General features: G+C 45.5%; 14 protein-coding genes. 3 read left to right on the top strand and 11 right to left on the bottom strand.

Annotated elements, in window-relative coordinates:
• Window positions 1-16: 16 nt before the first annotated feature.
• The 11 genes from EO131_RS05380 to EO131_RS05330 all read right to left on the bottom strand — a co-directional run bounded on the left by EO131_RS05380 (window position 17) and on the right by EO131_RS05330 (window position 12,904).
• Entirely contained in the window at window positions 17-1,003 is a 987-nt protein-coding gene (locus EO131_RS05380) for a bile acid:sodium symporter family protein (protein WP_127019650.1), read from the bottom strand.
• Between the two features lie 222 nt (window positions 1,004-1,225).
• Window positions 1,226-2,092: an RnfABCDGE type electron transport complex subunit B gene (locus tag EO131_RS05375; protein WP_127019648.1), complete on the bottom strand. Its 867-nt coding sequence runs from the start codon at window positions 2,090-2,092 to the stop codon at window positions 1,226-1,228.
• Window positions 2,093-2,147: 55 nt separating this feature from the next.
• Complete coding sequence (locus EO131_RS05370) at window positions 2,148-3,005, bottom strand: ferredoxin reductase domain-containing protein (RefSeq protein ID WP_127019646.1); 858 nt, start codon at window positions 3,003-3,005, stop codon at window positions 2,148-2,150.
• A gap of 45 nt (window positions 3,006-3,050) precedes the next feature.
• Entirely contained in the window at window positions 3,051-3,260 is a 210-nt protein-coding gene (locus tag EO131_RS05365; protein ID WP_127019644.1) for a hypothetical protein, read from the bottom strand.
• Between the two features lie 11 nt (window positions 3,261-3,271).
• Window positions 3,272-3,853 carry an electron transport complex protein RnfA gene (locus EO131_RS05360; RefSeq protein ID WP_127019642.1) on the bottom strand — a complete coding sequence of 194 codons (582 nt, stop codon included), beginning with the start codon at window positions 3,851-3,853 and terminating at the stop codon, window positions 3,272-3,274.
• Window positions 3,850-4,470 (bottom strand): electron transport complex subunit RsxE, encoded by a 621-nt coding sequence (gene rsxE, locus EO131_RS05355; RefSeq protein ID WP_127019640.1) that lies wholly within the window; start codon window positions 4,468-4,470, stop codon window positions 3,850-3,852. Before rsxE ends, EO131_RS05360 begins: the two co-directional genes overlap by 4 nt.
• Window positions 4,460-5,143 carry an RnfABCDGE type electron transport complex subunit G gene (locus EO131_RS05350; protein ID WP_127019638.1) on the bottom strand — a complete coding sequence of 228 codons (684 nt, stop codon included), beginning with the start codon at window positions 5,141-5,143 and terminating at the stop codon, window positions 4,460-4,462. The genes rsxE and EO131_RS05350 overlap by 11 nt, the downstream gene beginning before the upstream one ends.
• Window positions 5,140-6,159, bottom strand: a complete 1,020-nt coding sequence (locus tag EO131_RS05345) for an RnfABCDGE type electron transport complex subunit D (RefSeq protein ID WP_127019636.1) — start codon at window positions 6,157-6,159, stop codon at window positions 5,140-5,142. The genes EO131_RS05350 and EO131_RS05345 overlap by 4 nt, the downstream gene beginning before the upstream one ends.
• Window positions 6,152-7,510 (bottom strand): electron transport complex subunit RsxC, encoded by a 1,359-nt coding sequence (rsxC, locus tag EO131_RS05340; protein ID WP_127019634.1) that lies wholly within the window; start codon window positions 7,508-7,510, stop codon window positions 6,152-6,154. Before rsxC ends, EO131_RS05345 begins: the two co-directional genes overlap by 8 nt.
• A gap of 15 nt (window positions 7,511-7,525) precedes the next feature.
• Entirely contained in the window at window positions 7,526-12,490 is a 4,965-nt protein-coding gene (locus EO131_RS05335; protein ID WP_206512844.1) for a 2-oxoacid:acceptor oxidoreductase family protein, read from the bottom strand.
• A 42-nt stretch (window positions 12,491-12,532) separates the two neighbouring features.
• Window positions 12,533-12,904 (bottom strand): HEPN domain-containing protein, encoded by a 372-nt coding sequence (locus tag EO131_RS05330; protein WP_127019632.1) that lies wholly within the window; start codon window positions 12,902-12,904, stop codon window positions 12,533-12,535.
• Between the two features lie 84 nt (window positions 12,905-12,988).
• Between EO131_RS05330 and EO131_RS05325 the strand changes: the two genes are divergently transcribed.
• The 3 genes from EO131_RS05325 to EO131_RS05315 all read left to right on the top strand — a co-directional run bounded on the left by EO131_RS05325 (window position 12,989) and on the right by EO131_RS05315 (window position 17,273).
• Window positions 12,989-14,233 (top strand): aldose epimerase family protein, encoded by a 1,245-nt coding sequence (locus EO131_RS05325; RefSeq protein ID WP_241243798.1) that lies wholly within the window; start codon window positions 12,989-12,991, stop codon window positions 14,231-14,233.
• Between the two features lie 249 nt (window positions 14,234-14,482).
• On the top strand, window positions 14,483-15,850 hold the full coding sequence (locus EO131_RS05320; protein ID WP_241243797.1) for a TolB family protein: 1,368 nt from the start codon (window positions 14,483-14,485) through the stop codon (window positions 15,848-15,850).
• Window positions 15,851-15,875: 25 nt separating this feature from the next.
• Window positions 15,876-17,273: a Gfo/Idh/MocA family protein gene (locus EO131_RS05315; RefSeq protein WP_127019630.1), complete on the top strand. Its 1,398-nt coding sequence runs from the start codon at window positions 15,876-15,878 to the stop codon at window positions 17,271-17,273.
• Window positions 17,274-17,275 lie beyond the last annotated feature (2 nt).

Raw genomic sequence — 17,275 nt, 5'->3', positions numbered from 1 at the left:
TTTTTTTAAAGGATGTTTAAATGGTCTTAGCTATACCATCACGTTTGGACAATTTGGAAGCAATGATACTTATGATGAACAGCTGCGTGACATGAAACAGCATCAGTGGCAATAGCATAATACCGATAGAGAATGAGGCTGGGAAAAGGATGCTGGAGAAAACTGTGCCATGCACCAAGGATTTTTTGGTGCCACAAAACTGGGCGGTAATAGTGTCCTCAATAGAAAATTGTAGTTTTTTGGACAACCAGCCAATGGAGAAATAGACCAAAAAGAAGAGCAGTAGCACCGCCGCATAGATCAAAATGAGTTGCTGTATCTCCACCGAATCAAATACACCGTCCTCAAAGGAGTGTACAAAACTTTTGTAGATGATCAACAAGATGACCAGTTTGTCGAATGTGGTTAGAAAAGTACTGTAGCGCGACGCAAAGGCACCCAAATAACGATGCAGCAAAAGACCAACGGCAACCGGAAAAAGAATTTGCAGGGTTAAGTTGGTGTATACCTCCAAAAAACTAAAATCGCCCGATTGCTGTTCCAAAAAAATACCCATCCAAAGTGGTGTTACCAGAATACCGATCAAACCCGAAATACTCGCATTGAAAATGGCGGCCGGAATGTTGCCTTTGGCAATGGACACCATCACCACGGAGGAGGATACCGTTGATGGGAGGGAAGCCATAAATAAAAACGCCAACCAAATATCAAAATATGCCCCTGACTTGAAAAGTGGGTAAAAGGTAAGAACAAGCAAAGGGAAAAAAATAAAGACAATGGATTGCACCAATAGGTGTAATCGCCAATTTTTTAAGCCTTGTCGTATTTTTTCCGGATTGAGTTTTAGCCCATAAAAAAAGAAAATCAATGATATGCCCACCTTGGAAATGGTATCCAACGGAACCGTACTATTCCGGCTTGCAGGACCTGGAAGAAAGTAGGCCAAAAGTATTGCTATGATAATGCCTACAACAAATCTGTCGATTTTAATCGATCTCTTCATGCTTTTACTTTGGTGATGGCACTGCTATATGGATTTTTCACAACAAATACAGTTTGAAATCTAACTCGGGCCAATCCTGCCAAGTCACAAAGTAAAACCATATAAAGGTTAATGTTATTGCTTTTGAAAAGAATTTGGAAAGACTTGGTGGAAAAAGGAATAGTCTCTTTCCAGAGTTGTCTCGTTGAATAATCTGATGTGCGCCATTAACTTCTCTGATGATTAGGAATTTCCCATAGATCTGCTGCCTTTTCGAATGATTTTTTTACTTGCTTCCCCTTTTGTCACCGTTCCATTATCTTCCAACCAAACGATGGCACCGGTGGGACACCGCTGAATGGGCACTTTGGTATTATGGTTTTCGGCATAATTGATAACCGGGAGATTGTTTTTCATGGTAATCAATTCACCAGGTGCGTCCATGGCACATCTGCCGCAGGCCGTACAGCCCACCTGACAATCCTCGAGGATGGCCTCGCCGTGTTCGAGGTTTTTACAGGCCACCCAAAGGTGACGGCTAATAGGTTGAAGTGAAAATAGGTCTTTGGGGCAAACTTCCACGCAATCGCCACAGGCGGTACATTTGGATGGATCAACTACGGGTAACCCATGTTCGTTCATGGTAATGGCATCAAAATCACACACCGTTTCACAATCCCCATGACCCAAACAACCCCAAAAGCAACCCTTGCCACCACCCGAAACCAAGGCGGCAGCTTGGCAACTTTTAACGCCCACATACTGGGCACGATTGATGGCCACGTTCGTTCCGCCGGCACAAGCGAGACGTGCGACCCTTTTTTCTTCGGCACCCATAGCCACACCGAGAAAGTTCGCAATGGCCAGTCTACCCTCATCTGAACTCACCGTACATTTTCCGGGCAGTGCTTTGTTGTGAACCAATGCTTCAGCGAAAGGCCGGCAACCGGGAAAACCACAAGCACCACAATTGGCATGGGGCAGCATGTCCTCAACAGTGTCAATGCGGGGATCTTCATTGACAAAGAGCTTCTTGTTTGCAACAATGAGCATTATTGCAAGCAATAGGGTTAACCCTCCGAGTGCGGCCACTGCAATGATCACGGACATATCAATTCTTGTTTAAATTCATTTAGTTCTCCTTTTCAACCTAGCGCAATAATGGTTAAAAAATAATTTCGGCCCATTTTCTTCCGGCAATCAACTCCGCTTTGCGAAGTCTCCATTTTTCTTCGGAACCCAAAATGTTGGCAAAGGCCTTATTGAGTTTGTCCAAAATGGTTTCATATCCGGCAACATACACATAGGTATTGGTCTGGTTGAGCAATTTCTTCAATTCCTTGGTTTGTCCTTCCAGTGCTTTTTCAAGTTCAATGGGGTCTGCCCAATGGGGACGTGGACTCAATGCATGAAATGCTTGGAATGTAGCCTCATCATAATAATTGGTAAGGTCACCATCCTTGTCGTTGAGGTACAGCAATTCCAAACCGCTGCGTGCCCCATAAAATAGCCGGATTTGCCCTTTCCAGTCCTTCACATTTTTATAAATGTGTTTAATAAAAGCGCGGAAGGGGGCAATGCCCGTACCCATGCCGATGAGAATCAAATTGGCGGTTTTGTCCTCTGGTACCCTAAAAGGCAATTGGAACGGACCGGTAACTGTGATTTCATCCCCTTTTTTTCTGTCGCATAAATAGTTCGAGGAGACACCTTCATATTCTTCACCGCTGAATTCATCCACATAGGAGCAGCGTTTCACGAGCATGGTAATTTGTGGGTTGCCATTGGCATGCTTGGGTAAATCGGCCACACTGTATAGCCTATGGTGCAGCTCGTTTCCAAATTCACCATTGGATTTCACCAATACGCCGAAACTTTGGTCGACTTCGCAGTCGAATTTCGGGTCTTTAACTTCAAGTACGATCTCACGCACTTCATCGGTGTCCAAGGGCGTTAACCGCACCGTGTTCTTAACCACCGCCTTATACCTTTTTTCGGTATCAAAATCTGATAAATGTGCCATTTTAGTATGTATTGTGTTAGGTATATTTTTAGTTGCCCATCTTTTTTAATACGCCTTTTCAGGCTCCGTGTGTTCGTTGTCCTTTCGTTCGCATATGCCTGTGCAGCCACAATTGGAACAGCTCCTTCTGCCCGCCAAAACATCGTCTTCAAAATATTCTTCACGGAAGGTCTTTTTCCACAAGGTCTGCACCAGTGCCCAAACCAGTACAATGGTTACCGTTAAGCCAATTCCTATAACAAGTGATTTGATCATCTGTATCTAATTTAAGCGCCGAGACCTGCAAAGCCCATGAAACAAAGTGATAATATGCCAGCGATGAACAAGGTCAATGCCGTTCCTTTCGAAATACTCGGTACTTCGGCAAAATTCAGTTGTTCCCGTATGCCTGCGATCAATACCAAGGCCAACATAAATCCTGCGCCAGCACCAAGGGAATAGACCACGCTCTGTAAAAATCCGTAGCCCTTGCTCGTTTGGAACAACGCCACAGCAAGTATGGCACAGTTGGTGGTGATCAATGGGAGAAATATGCCCAGTGATTTGAACAATGCCGGACTTATTTTCTTAATGAACATTTCCACCAATTGAACCGTGGAGGCAATCACAACGATGTAACTGATCAATTGGAGAAACGGTGCATTGATACTAACCAAAAATGCATGGATGCCATAAGCACTCATGGAACTGATCAACATCACGAACATGACGGCGCCACCCATTTTGGTGGCCGTTTCCATTTTGCCCGATACGCCCAAGAATGGACAAATGCCCAAGAAATAGGCCAGAACAAAGTTGTTGACCAAGGCAGCATTGAGAAATATGGTTCCTAAGGATTCTGTATTCATGATTTGGCTTTTTTTGTTTGTACCTTATTTATGACCAACAACCAAGCTGCCAAGGTGAAAAATCCACCGGCGGGCAATATCATCACTATCCAACTTTGATAGCCTTCTGGGAAAATGGACATGTCGAAAATTGAGCCATTGCCGAGTATTTCCCGGACGGCCCCGAGACAAAAAAGTGCGAATGTGAACCCCAAACCCATGCCCAAAGCATCCAAAATAGATCTGCCAACTGAATTTTTCGAAGCAAATGCTTCGGCCCTGCTCAAAATCAAACAGTTGACCACGATAAGGGAAATAAAGGCACCCAAGCTTTTGTGCAGCTCCACACTGATGGCCTGTATGGCATAATCGGTTACCGTAACAAAAGTGGCAATGATGAGTATGTAGGAGGCGATCCGAACTTGTTTGGGCACAAAATTTCGTAACAGGGAAACCAAAATGTTCGACATCAACAAAACAAAAGCAGTGGCCAAACCCATGGCGAGGGCATTTTCGGCTGTATTGGTGACCGCCAAGGTTGGGCACATGCCCAATACCTGTACAAATACAGGATTGTCGCGCCAGAGTCCTTTGATGAACTCATCGGTGGAGGTCACTTTTTGTTTTTCATTGCTCATTGCTTTCCTTTTTATAGTTTTCGTATAGCACAGGAACAACATTTGATGTGCTTTCGCCCAGGATATTCCCTACAGCCCGGGAAGAAATGGTGGCTCCTGTTATGCCATCGATCTCCCAATCATTTTGTTTTTGGCCTTGCTTCACGGTTATTATTTTGTTCCGAAGCTGGCCGTCTTTAGAAATACGCACGTCCAATGCCTTAAAATTGTTTTGAAACTGTTCGTCCTTTGCGATTTTATCACCAAGTCCTGGGGTTTCCTTGCTTTCCAACACCTGAAATCCTATAATGGTTTGTTTAGCAGGATCGTATCCGTACAAAACCCGGATGAGGTCAGCATAACCTTGACCGGATGCTTCCACGGCATATCCCACCAATTTTCCATCGGAATCATGGCCAGCATAAAGGGTGGTTTCGGGTTTGTCACCTTCTTGAATTTCGAAGAGTTTTCCATCGGCAGCCACACCAAAAGCCTGGGTGTTGACCGTTCCTGGAAGTACTTCAAAAATGGCTTTTTCCAAGGCCTCGGCTTTTAATCGCGTTACCCGGGGCAACGTCAACTCAAATGACATCACGATTAGAAAAGCGCTGATGACACCAATCCCGACCATGGCCAGCAGCATTTTTTTACTGTTCGCAGGGTTTTGCATTTTTATGTTGGAAGCTTCACTCATGCGGCTTTCATTTTTTGTTGGGTTCCATAAACCCGATTTTTTATGACCGAATCAATATGCGGTGATATGGCATTTGTCAAAAGGATGGAGTACATGACCCCTTCCGATAAACCGCCCCAAACCCGGATTACAATGGTCAAAATGCCTATGATGCCACCATAGATCCATAGACCGATCGGCGTAATTGGAGACGAGACCATATCAGTTGCCATAAAGACGGCCCCCAGCATCAGACCCCCGGAAAACAACATGAACCAAGGGGAGGGATAGACTTCACTGTTGATCAGATAAAGGATGCCACTCAACACAAAGGCGCTGGTCAATACAGCTACTGGAATCCGCCAGTTCATCATGTTTCTGGCAATCAGGTACAGACCGCCCAAGATGATGATCACTGCACTGGTTTCACCAGCGGAGCCACTGATTTGGCCAAAGGCCAATTCTGCTGTTGAAGTAGTGATGCCATCAAACTTAAAGGCCGCTAACGGGGTTGCACCGGAAATGGCATCAAATTTCGGTTCCATGAAGGGTAAAGTCAATATCGAACTGGCAACGGATGAAAATCGATCGGGCAGAAAGGCGGGATGCCAAGTGGTAATAGCCACGGGAAAGGCAGCTTGCAAAACAGCCCTAGCAACCAAGGCCGGATTGAACACATTATAGCCCAATCCACCGAAGATATACTTACCCAATGCTATGCCAATTACACCGCCAATAAAAGCCATCCACAAGGGAAAACTTGGAGGCAAAGTGAGTCCCAATAAAATCCCGGTGATAACTGCTGAATAATCGCCAACAGTGGTCTCTTTTTTGGAAATTTTGCACAACACATGTTCGGTCAAAACACTGGCGAACGTTGCTGTGGCAATGACCAACAAGGCGTTTATTCCAAAGGAATACACAGAGAAAAACACTACGGGTAACAAGGCCCAAACCACATTTTTCATGATTTGGTTTGTGCTTCGCCCTTTAAAGATGTGTGGCGATGTGCTGATATCCAAGGTTTTTTTAAGCATGGGCTTTCTCTTTTTTTTCGGCTTCCCGTTTTCGAACTATCCGTTTTGCCTGTCTGAAATACTGTACCAATGGAATGTGGGACGGACAGACATAGGTGCAGGAACCACATTCAAAGCAATCCATGAGGTTAAAATCCGATACCATTTCGTCATACGCCTCAAATTTTGCCAAAATCCCCAGTTTTGAAGGATTCAATAAAATGGGACAGGCATCTACACAAGCACCACATTTGATGCAGGGGTAAATGGTGGTTGGTCGGTTGACCTCTTTTTTGGTGAATACCAAAATACCGGAGGTACCCTTCACGATGGAAATGTCCAAATTGGAAACGGCCATCCCCATCATCGGGCCACCCATATACACCTCACTGATTTCCTCATCAACACCTACTTGTTCCAAAACAAATCGCAAAGGCGTTCCTACAGGAATCAGATAGTTGCCCTTCTTTTTTACCCCGGGTCCAGTAATGGTAATCACACGTTCCTGAATACCGCGACCATGGGGCAACAATCGACCTATTTCAGCCGTGGTGGCCACATTGACCACCACAGCTCCCACTTCTATGGGCAGTTTGCCCGAAGGGATTTCTGTTCCCAGAATGGAGGTGATCAACATTTTTTCGGCCCCTTGCGGATATTTTACCGGTAGCACCTGCACCGTAACGGGCAAATCCTTGGGGAGATGTTTCGTCAAATGATCGGCGGCATCTTGCTTGTTGGCCTCAATACCGATAATAGCCCTTTCCGCTCCCGTCACTTTCAACAAGTATTTGATACCCATAAAAATGTCGGCTTCCTGCTCAAGCATAACCCGGTGGTCCGTGGTTAGATAGGGCTCACATTCCACACCGTTGATGATCAGGGTTTCGCATGTTTTCCCTTCCGGAATTTTCAATTTGACATGGGTCGGAAAGGCGGCACCACCCAACCCTACAATTCCGGCATCCTGGATGCCTTGCAAAATTTCTTCGGGTGTGGCCGTATCTGGATCTATCGGATTTCCTTCCAATACTTCTTGGGTTGAAAAAGGAAAAGCTTCCAGATAAATACCGGTTGACATCTTACCCGATATCGTCGGAACATTGGCAATTTTCCGCACTTTTCCCGAAACAGGGGCATGCAGGGGAACTGACACAAAGCCATTGGCCTTGGCCAATAATTGGCCCCGCTGCACTTCCTGACCCTCCCTTACCACTATTTCCGAAGGAGCACCAATATGCTGGGCCATCGGTAAAATAATGACTGGAGCAAAAGCAAACTGTCTTATGGGCAGTCCACTTGTTTCGTCCTTACTTTCGGGAGGATGTATTCCGTGCTTGAACGTGTTCTTATGAAGATTGAAAAGCGCCATTATGCTATAGGTATATCAATTATACTTTTCAGCTCGACTTATCCATTTCTCAATATCTTTTGCAGAACGTTCGGCCGGTAATCCTGGATGAATAACCCCAGCTGTACATTTTTCCGCGGCTTTTACCAAGTCCTCATAAGGTCCGGCCTTCGGATTTTTGATATAGGCCTTATTGTTTTCGTTGTATGCAAAAATGTTTGCGTTGAGTTTAATGCACTCATCACAAGAGCTGCATTCATCGGTTTCCAACCACGGTGCCATATATTCCCCATTCGATGGTTTTTCAGCAACGTCCACGTCTTCGGTCTTGGCTGGTTGGGACAATGCCATTTTCAATAAGCCGTTGCCATTGCCTCCTGCCAATTGTATCAATCCTTGGGCGATATTACTGACCACCTCGGTCCGTATTTTTTCTTCGAGGTTTTCTTCTTCTTGTTTTTCGGGTTCGGCTCCTGCAATGTCTCGCAGCATCAACCAGAAATCCCTGCGTTCCTCACAGGATTCCACTATGGGTTTGGCCACCAAAACCCGGCTGAGTTTCTGACTTCTGTCCACAGCCCAGATGTAGGGGAACTTGCCTTCACGTCCGTTTTCATCCAACTCCAAAAAGTCCACCAAAGGCATCATATTATCATTCCAAGCGCTGCGAGGCACTTTTCTGAAGTGTTTTCTGAATCGTGCTTCTGTCAACGCAAAGTCCGCAAAGGTCATCGGCAATTGCATGGTGCGTTCCTGGCCGTACTCCAAATATTTCAAATCATAAGTGGGCCAGATTTGGTCTATGGCAGGGTTTCCTGATAGATCAAATGCTTCACGTGCTTTTATACCATTGTCGGGATTGTATCTGAAAAGGGGATAGGCCCTGGATTCGACCGCCAATTTGGCTTGGTTGGCCCCTTTATCGTCAGCTACACCATGTTCGGGTTGACAAGTGGTGTATAGGTTGAACAATGCAGGTCGCTTGGTCATCAATCCGTCGATGAATCCTTCGATCATTTGGCTGGTGTTCGCCAAGGTGGCCTGCATCACATAGGTGTTTCGGTGTGCCATGGCAATAAGACCTATTTCTTTTCGAGGCTCGCTTTTGCCTTTCCACACCTTGCCGTATTGGGCCATATCGGAAACTTGACCGATAAATCCGGATGTACAGGCTTGTCCACCCGTATTGGAATACACCTGGGTATCCAAAATGATGACTTTGATCGGTTTGCCCGAAGCCATCATACGGGATAGGTTTTGGAAGCCGATATCGTACATGGCACCATCACCGCCCAAGGTTACCACGGGAGGACAGAGTAACCATTCTTCATCCGTAAATTGTTTCCAAGTAAAATAGGTGAAGAAATCGTCATGTTCCGATGGATTGTATTTGCCTGCCAGTTCCAATTCCGCCTTACGGATGGTTCTAAAACCATCGGCCATTTTGGCCATATGTCCTTCAAATACACCCATCGCCATGGAAGGTGAATCTTGGAACAAATGGTTGGCCCAAGGGAAGGGATAGGGGTTGAACGGCCAGGTACTGCCCCAAACAGAGGAACAACCTGTTGAATTGAGAATACCCATGTTGGAACGACCCTTTCCGGTGGTGCCATTGGTGTATTTCCATTTCAATCTGTTCAATTGAGCCAGTAGTTGGGTCACGTTGCGCAACCATTCTTGATCAATGGGTTCGCCTCCATGTTCAGATTCCAGTCTTCGGGTGATTTCCGACATGGTCAAATCCGAATTTTGCATTTCGGAAACGATTTTGGCCATGGTATCCGAATCGGCCAAGTTCACACGCTCCATCAATTTTCCTTGGATGTGTTTTTCCAGTTTGTCGGTCAACTCTTCCAAGTAGGCCATATGTTTTTCTATGCGTGGTTGCATAAGGGATTCCACGGTAGCAGTAAAAATATGCACCACGGATTTTTCGGAACAACCCAAACAGGCACCATCGCCACTGGCAAAATTCAAGTAGGCATCTTTGTTCAACAGGATGGTTTCCAGCGGACCTATTTTTTCTTCAAGGTCATCGATGCGATTGAATTTTTGTGGGGTATTGGGCAAGTCCAACCAGAAATCCCATTCTTTGTTCAGTTTGGCAATAGATCCTTCGGTCTGTGGTATTTTGATCAATGCATCATCGTTACAAACGTCTACACATTCCATACATCCCTTACAAGTGTTCGGATTGATGGTGATACTGAATAATCCGCCACTGTTTGCTTCTTTTTTCTCGTGCAGATCGTAGTAAGGCCGGGTCAATGCAAAATTGAATTCGCCCAACTCTTCCTTGAACCAATCAAATTCCTGGGTCATTTCCTTGCTGTTGCCCAGTTCGTCCAAGGTCATATCTATGGCATGTTGCATAAAGTCATTTACTGTGGCTCCATTTTTGGAGGAAGCAAACAATTTTCTAACATGCCCTTCCATTTTACGGACTGCTTTGGGCAAATGTTCCACCTTACCGTGGTTGTTTTTGACACGTTTCACGATGGTGTCGAAAACATCGGATACTTCACTCACCAATCCTGGAATGGCCGTATCGGGACAAATGGTATAGCAATTTCCACACGCGGTACAATTGTTTGGAATCCATTGGGGATGTTCAAACCGAATTCCGGTCATGTTTCGGAACACGGAGGTTACAGCGGGCATCACACTTAAACCGATAAATGGATCGGTAAGGTTGTCGTTGCCCATTCCTTGCAAGTAGAAATTACCGGTCTGCTCCCAAAAACGATGGATATCACTGAGCTGTGATTCACTTTGTGGGATTTCTTTCATCAGCCTTGGAATGGGAAGGGTTTCTTTTACACTGCCATTGGCCTTGTGTCCGGCACCCAAAACTTTGTTGGTAATTTCATGGACTTCATCAAAGCCACGTTTGACCACGCGCATGTTGTCATCAACCACGCGTTGGCCCTTCGATCCAAACTTATGCTGTAATTGGTCTTCAATGGCCTTCAATAATTTTTCATCGGACAAACCGGATTTTTCCATTAAAGGAGAGGCGGCGAAAAATGCCCCTTGGAAGGCAATGCCTTGCATACGTAACTGCAATTCGGGGTCGGTGGCCTCTTCACGGGCAATTTTAAAGCCATCGATATAGAACACATGAATATCATTGTTGATGATCATTTTTTGGTAGTGTTCTGGAATATCGGCCCAAACTTCGTCAGGTGTTTGTTTATCACTTTGAATAATGAAGTTTCCTCCCTTTTTCAAACCGGCCAGTGCATTGGTGTGTTTAAATACATTGGGGTCGGGGGAAAGCACTACATCCACAAAATAATACTCGCAATTTATCCGAATGGGCTCAGCGGAAGCCGCCAAATAATAAGTGGTGGGTTGTCCTTTTTTCTCCGAACCGTATTTTGGGTTGGCCTTAATGTTATAGCCCAATAATTCATACAAGGTCATGGCAAGGTTCTTACCTGTTGTGATAGCGCCCCATCCGCCAATGGAGTGGAAGCGGACCGTAATGGCATCTTTAGGCATCAGGTTGGGGTTTTCGGAACCCCTGACGGACAATTCCTTTACCTTGGGATACGATTCTTGAATGGACTCCTGATAGGCTTTTTGTTTGGGGGAGTGGGGGATTTCCCGAATAAAATCTATGGAGAGGTAGAACTGTTTTTTGTGTTTGCCATCGGGCAACATATTTTCTATGGCCCCAATAATACCCTCGGGTTGCAAATCCCGGCTACCCATTCCGAAGGATCCCGAATAAATGGCGGGCATTTCGGAAATGGAATAGGAGGTCAATTCCGGATAGGCTTTATTTTTTTTGTCCCTACCATTTTCAACACACTTGTTCAAAACAGAACGGACTTCTCGAGTGATGGGAGAATCCACGGCCAATGGTTGGTCCAAACGTTCCAAAATGGTGACCGCTTTTTTGCCTTTCAAGATCTCACCAAGCATATCGGATGGGAATGGGCGGAACATGACAAGGTCCACCACACCCACTTTTATGCCGCGAGTTTCACGCAAATAGTCAACAACGGCTTCGGCACTGGGCACCAAACTTCCCTGACCCAAAATCAGGTAATCGGCGTCATCGGCCTTATAGGTCATCACTCGTTGGTATTTCCTTCCGGTCAGCTCAAAATATTCATCAAAAGCGCGATCGGTCAACTCTTGGATGTGATCGAAGAAGAACGGACGTTGGGCGGCAACGCTCTGCATGTAGGAATCCTGGTTTTGTACAATGCCGGCCATCACAGGGTTGTCCACATCCCACAATTCGGGAATTCGGCGACGTGTCTCGCCGTATATGATGCGTTGGGCCGGAGTAGGAGTTTTGATGATATCGTCCGGTCTGCCCAAATATTCTTTGATCAATTCGCGTTCGGGCAAAAGGAAGGATTCGATCAAGTGTGTGGTCAAGAACCCATCCTGCGCGATGATGCCGGGGGTAAGTGCCAGTTCAGCAATGCGGTGTGCTATAATATTAAGGTCGGCAACATGCTGTGCCTTTTTTGCAAACATTTGGAAAAACCCGGTGTCATCAATGGCATGGTAATCGTCATGGCCCGCGTGTACGTTCAGTGTCGATTTGGTCATGGCACGTGCTCCGATGTTCAAGACGTAGGTTAGGCGTTTACCCACGGCGGCATAAAGGGATTCGTGCATGTAGGCAATACCTTGCCCAGATGAGAAGTTGGAAGCCCGCAACCCTGTCATGGAAAGACCAGCCGTGACCGCTGCTGCGGCGTGCTCCCCTTCGGGTTCAATAAAAATCAGCGGTTTTCCGGAAATGTTCAAATGGCCTTTGGCAGCCGCATCTGCCCAATACTCACCCATCTGTGTGGATGGGGTAATGGGAAATGCCCCCGCCGCATCTGTGGATTCACGTTCGCACATAATGGCGGCCGTGTTTCCGTCCATCGCAACCGGTTTTCCGGGATATTTATATTTGGATGATTTTTTGTCTTTGCTCTTTGTTACGTCTTTTTGAATTCCAATTTTCTGCAGGACTGACTGGCTCATAATATGAGGATTAATGTTGTGGTATATAAGTGAGGTACGCTTTCAAAATTTTTGGTTTGGGACTCCTGCCAGTTGTTTGGCATAGGAGGCCAGGTCAATGCAGCTTTTCATACGACTGTATTCTGCACTGTATTCATCGTCCCTAGAAAATGTGATGGGGCCCAAATCAAAACTGTGGAATGTGCTGCTGATGGTTCGGCATTTGTCCAATAAGTTTTCCACGGTATCTTCCTCGTTGAAATTATTCCCGTGTTTTAATAGAAACCCTTTTAAATAATGGGATATGGATTTTCGGGCACTTCTGCATACCATATATGGTACCACATCTTCTGCTGGTCGATTCAATTCACTTTGGGCCGCCTCAAGAAATTGATCAGCCTGCTCGAACTTGGTATTGATTTGATCGGTGTCCATTGTAATAAATTTTGTCTAACAATTGGGAACCATGGAATTGTTAGGAAATTTTCTTAAAATTATTGAAACTAAGATGTTCATTTAATGACATTTATCAGGAAGCATTTAAAAATCAAAGTGGAGAAGGGAATGGTAAAGCCCAATGGGATTTCTTACCTAAAATTATTTTGCTTTGTTTTGCTGCTGACTCTGGTAATTTTGGCTTGTAAGCAAAACAAAAGGGAGACCGAATCTTTTATGGAAACCGAAAACACCCAACAACACAGCAATTTTTTCAGCAAAAGCATTTTTGGGAAAATGCCCGATGGATCCATAGTGGAAAAATTCACCTTGATTAATGCCCAAGGCATGGAGGTGGACGTGATTACCTATGGCGGCATCATTACTCGTTGGACCGCTCCCGACAAGAATGGACAATACCAGGATGTGGTTCTTGGTTTTGAAGATTTGGAATCCTACGTGGAGGGCAACCCATTTTTTGGTGCATTGGTGGGCAGGTATGCCAATCGAATTGCCAAGGGCACCTTCACTTTGGAGGGAGAAACCTATACATTGGCCCTAAACGATGGTGAAAACCACCTGCATGGCGGTAATAAGGGGTTCGACAAGGTAGTGTGGAAAGCTACACCCAAGGTCACCAAAACAGGTGCAGTTTTGGAACTGACCTATACCAGCCCAGATGGGGAGGAAGGTTATCCGGGTAATTTGGAAGTAAAGGTAACCTACGCCTTGACTCCTGAAAATGCACTGGACATTCAATATGAGGCCAGCACCGATAAACCAACCATTGTAAATCTTACTCAACACAGCTATTTCAATCTTTCCGGGGATTTTTCCCAAAGCATTGAAGACCACGAACTGGTTTTGCATGCCGATGCCTATTTGCCCGTGGACGACGGTTTGATCCCGACCGGGGAAATTGCTCCGGTTGCAGGGACCCCATTTGATTTTAAGCAACCCAAACCCATTGGAAAAGATATCCAATTGGACAACGATCAATTGAAATTGGGAAAGGGTTACGATCATTGTTGGGTGTTAAATGAAAGGGAAGATGGCTTTGGACGGATTGGTTATGTGCACCACCCAGAGTCGGGACGGTTCTTGGAAGTGTATTCGAACGAACCCGGTGTCCAGCTGTATAGCGGTAACTTTTTGGATGGCACGTTTTCGGGTAAAAAAGGCAATGTTTTTGGAAAACGGGCGGGATTTTGTTTGGAAACTCAACACTTTCCGGATAGCCCGAATCAACCCAGTTTCCCCAGTGTTCGCTTGAATCCGGGCGAAACCTATTTTTCAAGGACCCTTTTTAAATTTTCTGCAAAACCCTGAATGCAGTATACGATGATTGGATTGGAAATGTCGTTCCAAATCTGTTTATAAAGGTTATAAATCCAACTATTCATTCCCTTTGATATAGGTTTGGGAAGAAATGTTACCAATAAAATCATATCATGATTTGTCATGGCCCGTGCTGGGTATTTTAGAAAATAAGTCTTGTCTTGTCCTTTTGTGAAGATGGGAAAAAACTGATTTTTATTCCGTAAGTTGCAGGTAGCAATCAACTAAACAAACATAAAAATGGCAAAAAATGCGCTTGCTCACCAGCCGGTGGGAGTTGCCCAGTTATGGATTTTCATGCGCAGGTATTTCCTATTCCTATTTAGTACCACACTTTTTTTTCAAGGGTATGGTCAAATTCAAAATGATTCCTTGGCTATCGTCCAATTACTGGAAAGGGAATCGTTGACCTGGCGAATGGGCGATATTGAAGGCCATGCAGCTTGTTGGCAAGAACGGCCATATGGTCGCATTTTGGTGGCAACAGCAGATGGCAGGGCTATCGATGTTCCGGTTTCCACGATCATCGACCTGCCACCCACCATGTTCGGCAATGGCGGCTTAGCCATCCATTCCAACTATAAGTTGAGCATCGGAGCGGATCGAGCTTGGGTAAGCCATGATGAATTGTCGATAGATAAATTTGGCAAGGAGACCTCGACCTATGAAATGCGGATGTTGGAAAAGGTGGACGGGAATTGGAAATTGGTAGGACAGTCCATTATCGCTTTTGACCCCATCAAAAAAGACTCCAAAATAGATACAACAAGTCACATACAAACTGTGGATATTACAACAGGTCGCATTGAGACAATTCTATCCTTAAAAGAGCATTTTGAGGCGCCCAATTGGCACCCTGATGATTATTTGATCGTAAATAGCAGGGGAAAATTATTTACGCTCGATCTTGCCACCAAAGCTTTAAAGGTATTGGATTCGGATTTTGCCGATAAATGCAATAACGACCATGGCATTTCGCCAGACAGCCAATGGTTGGCCATCAGCCACAATGATACTTCCGACCCATCACCAAAATTGTATAAATCGGCCATGTATGTCATGCCCATTTCTGGAGGTACCCCTAGAAAAATTACCGATCAGGTGCCTTCCTATTGGCACGGATGGTCGCCCGATGGAAAGACACTGTCCTATTGTGCGGAACGCATCGGCAATTACGATGTTTACACCATCGATATTAATGGCGGCAAAGAAAAAAGACTGACCAAAACCCTCGGACTGGATGATGGACCTGAATATTCACCCGACGGAAAGTATATCTATTTCAACTCCTATCGCACAGGACATATGCAAATCTGGCGTATGCGGGCCAATGGGTCCAAACCAGAACAATTGACTTTTGATGAAAACTCCAACTGGTTTCCACATCCTTCACCTGACGGGAAATGGATCGTTTACATTGCTTATACCTCCGATCAAAAAGAAGCCCATTTATTCGGAAAGCAGGTCAAACTTCGTTTGATGAATTTGGAGACCAAGGAAATCAAGGATTTAACCCCTGAATTTTTCGGTGGACAAGGAACCATCAATGTTCCGTCTTGGAGTCCAGACAGTAAGAAAATTGCATTTGTCAGCTACTCAATTAACTAAACATCATAAAACAAATCACTTAACAATGAAGAACAATAAAAATGCCAGAAGGCGGTTTTTGCGTCAAATAGGGGCGACTACCTTAGCTTCTGCAGCCACTCCCTTTGCATCTTTTGCTGCCGAGGAAAAAGCGGAGGAACGCATTTTACGCTACGAAAGAAATTTTACAGCCAATGATACGATTCGTATTGGGGTCATTGGTTATGGGGTGCAGGGACATTTTGATTTGAACTCCGCCCTTAAGGTTCCTGGGGTCGAATTGGCGGGTATTTGCGATCTATATACGGGAAGGGTCGAAAAGGCCAAGGAACAATTTGGCAAGGATATGTTTACCACCAGAAACTACAAGAATCTTTTGGACAAGGAAGACATTGATGCCGTTTTGATCTGTACCACTGATATTTGGCATGCACGCATTGCCCTTGATGCCTTGGCAAAAGGCAAGCACGTATACATTGAAAAGCCCATGATCTATAAAATAGACGAAGGCTACCCGATTATGGAAGCGGCCAAAAACTCGGGCAAAGTATTTCAGGTGGGCAGCCAGCGGGTGAGCAGTGTGGGTTATGCCAAGGCGAAAGAACTACTTGCATCGGGTGAAATTGGGGCGTTGAACATGGTGAATGCCGCATGGGACAGACAGAGTTCCATAGGTGCGTGGGAATACACCATCCCCAACGATGCCGACCCATCGACCACGGATTGGGAAACCTTTATCGAAATCACCGATAAAATACCATTCGATGCCAAAAAATTCTTTTGGTGGAGGGCCTACAAGGAATTGGGTACCGGTGTGGCAGGCGACCTGTACATCCATTTGCTGAGCGGCACCCATTTTATGACCAATTCCAAAGGACCAGAGACTATTTTCAGTACCGGCCAATTAAGCTATTGGAAGGATGGCCGTAACCTGCCCGACGTTATGTCCGGGGTGATGCAGTATCCCGATAGTGAGGAACACCCAGCGTTTCAATTGAACCTCAGGGTGAATTTCATCAGTGGAACAGGTGGACAGGAAGTCATCGAATTGATCGGCTCCGAAGGGGTCATTACCATAAATGGCGACGATATTACCCTAAAGCGTAGTGTGATGCCCGAAGCACCAGGTTTTGGCGGCTACGACTCCCTGTTTACGTTCCCCAAAAGCATGCAAGAGGAACTGACAAAGGCGTACAATGCCAAATGGAGCCCTGAACAGACCAAGCGTAAGCCGATTGGGGACATCATCTATAAAGCCCCGGAGGGCTATAGTTCCCACGTGGACCATTTTACGAACTTCTTTGATGCCATCCGAAACGGAACCCAAGTAGTGGAAGATGCCGAATTCGGTTTCAGGGCGGCAGCCCCGGCTTTGTCGTGCAACGAAAGTTATTTCAGCAAGAAAATTGTGGAATGGGATCCACAGACCATGAAATTACGTTGACA

The organism is Flagellimonas beolgyonensis, from assembly GCF_003992615.1.
Lineage (GTDB): Bacteria > Bacteroidota > Bacteroidia > Flavobacteriales > Flavobacteriaceae > Flagellimonas > Flagellimonas beolgyonensis.
Note: the sequence above shows the minus strand (reverse complement) of the source record. Positions and strands in the feature narration are given on the sequence as shown.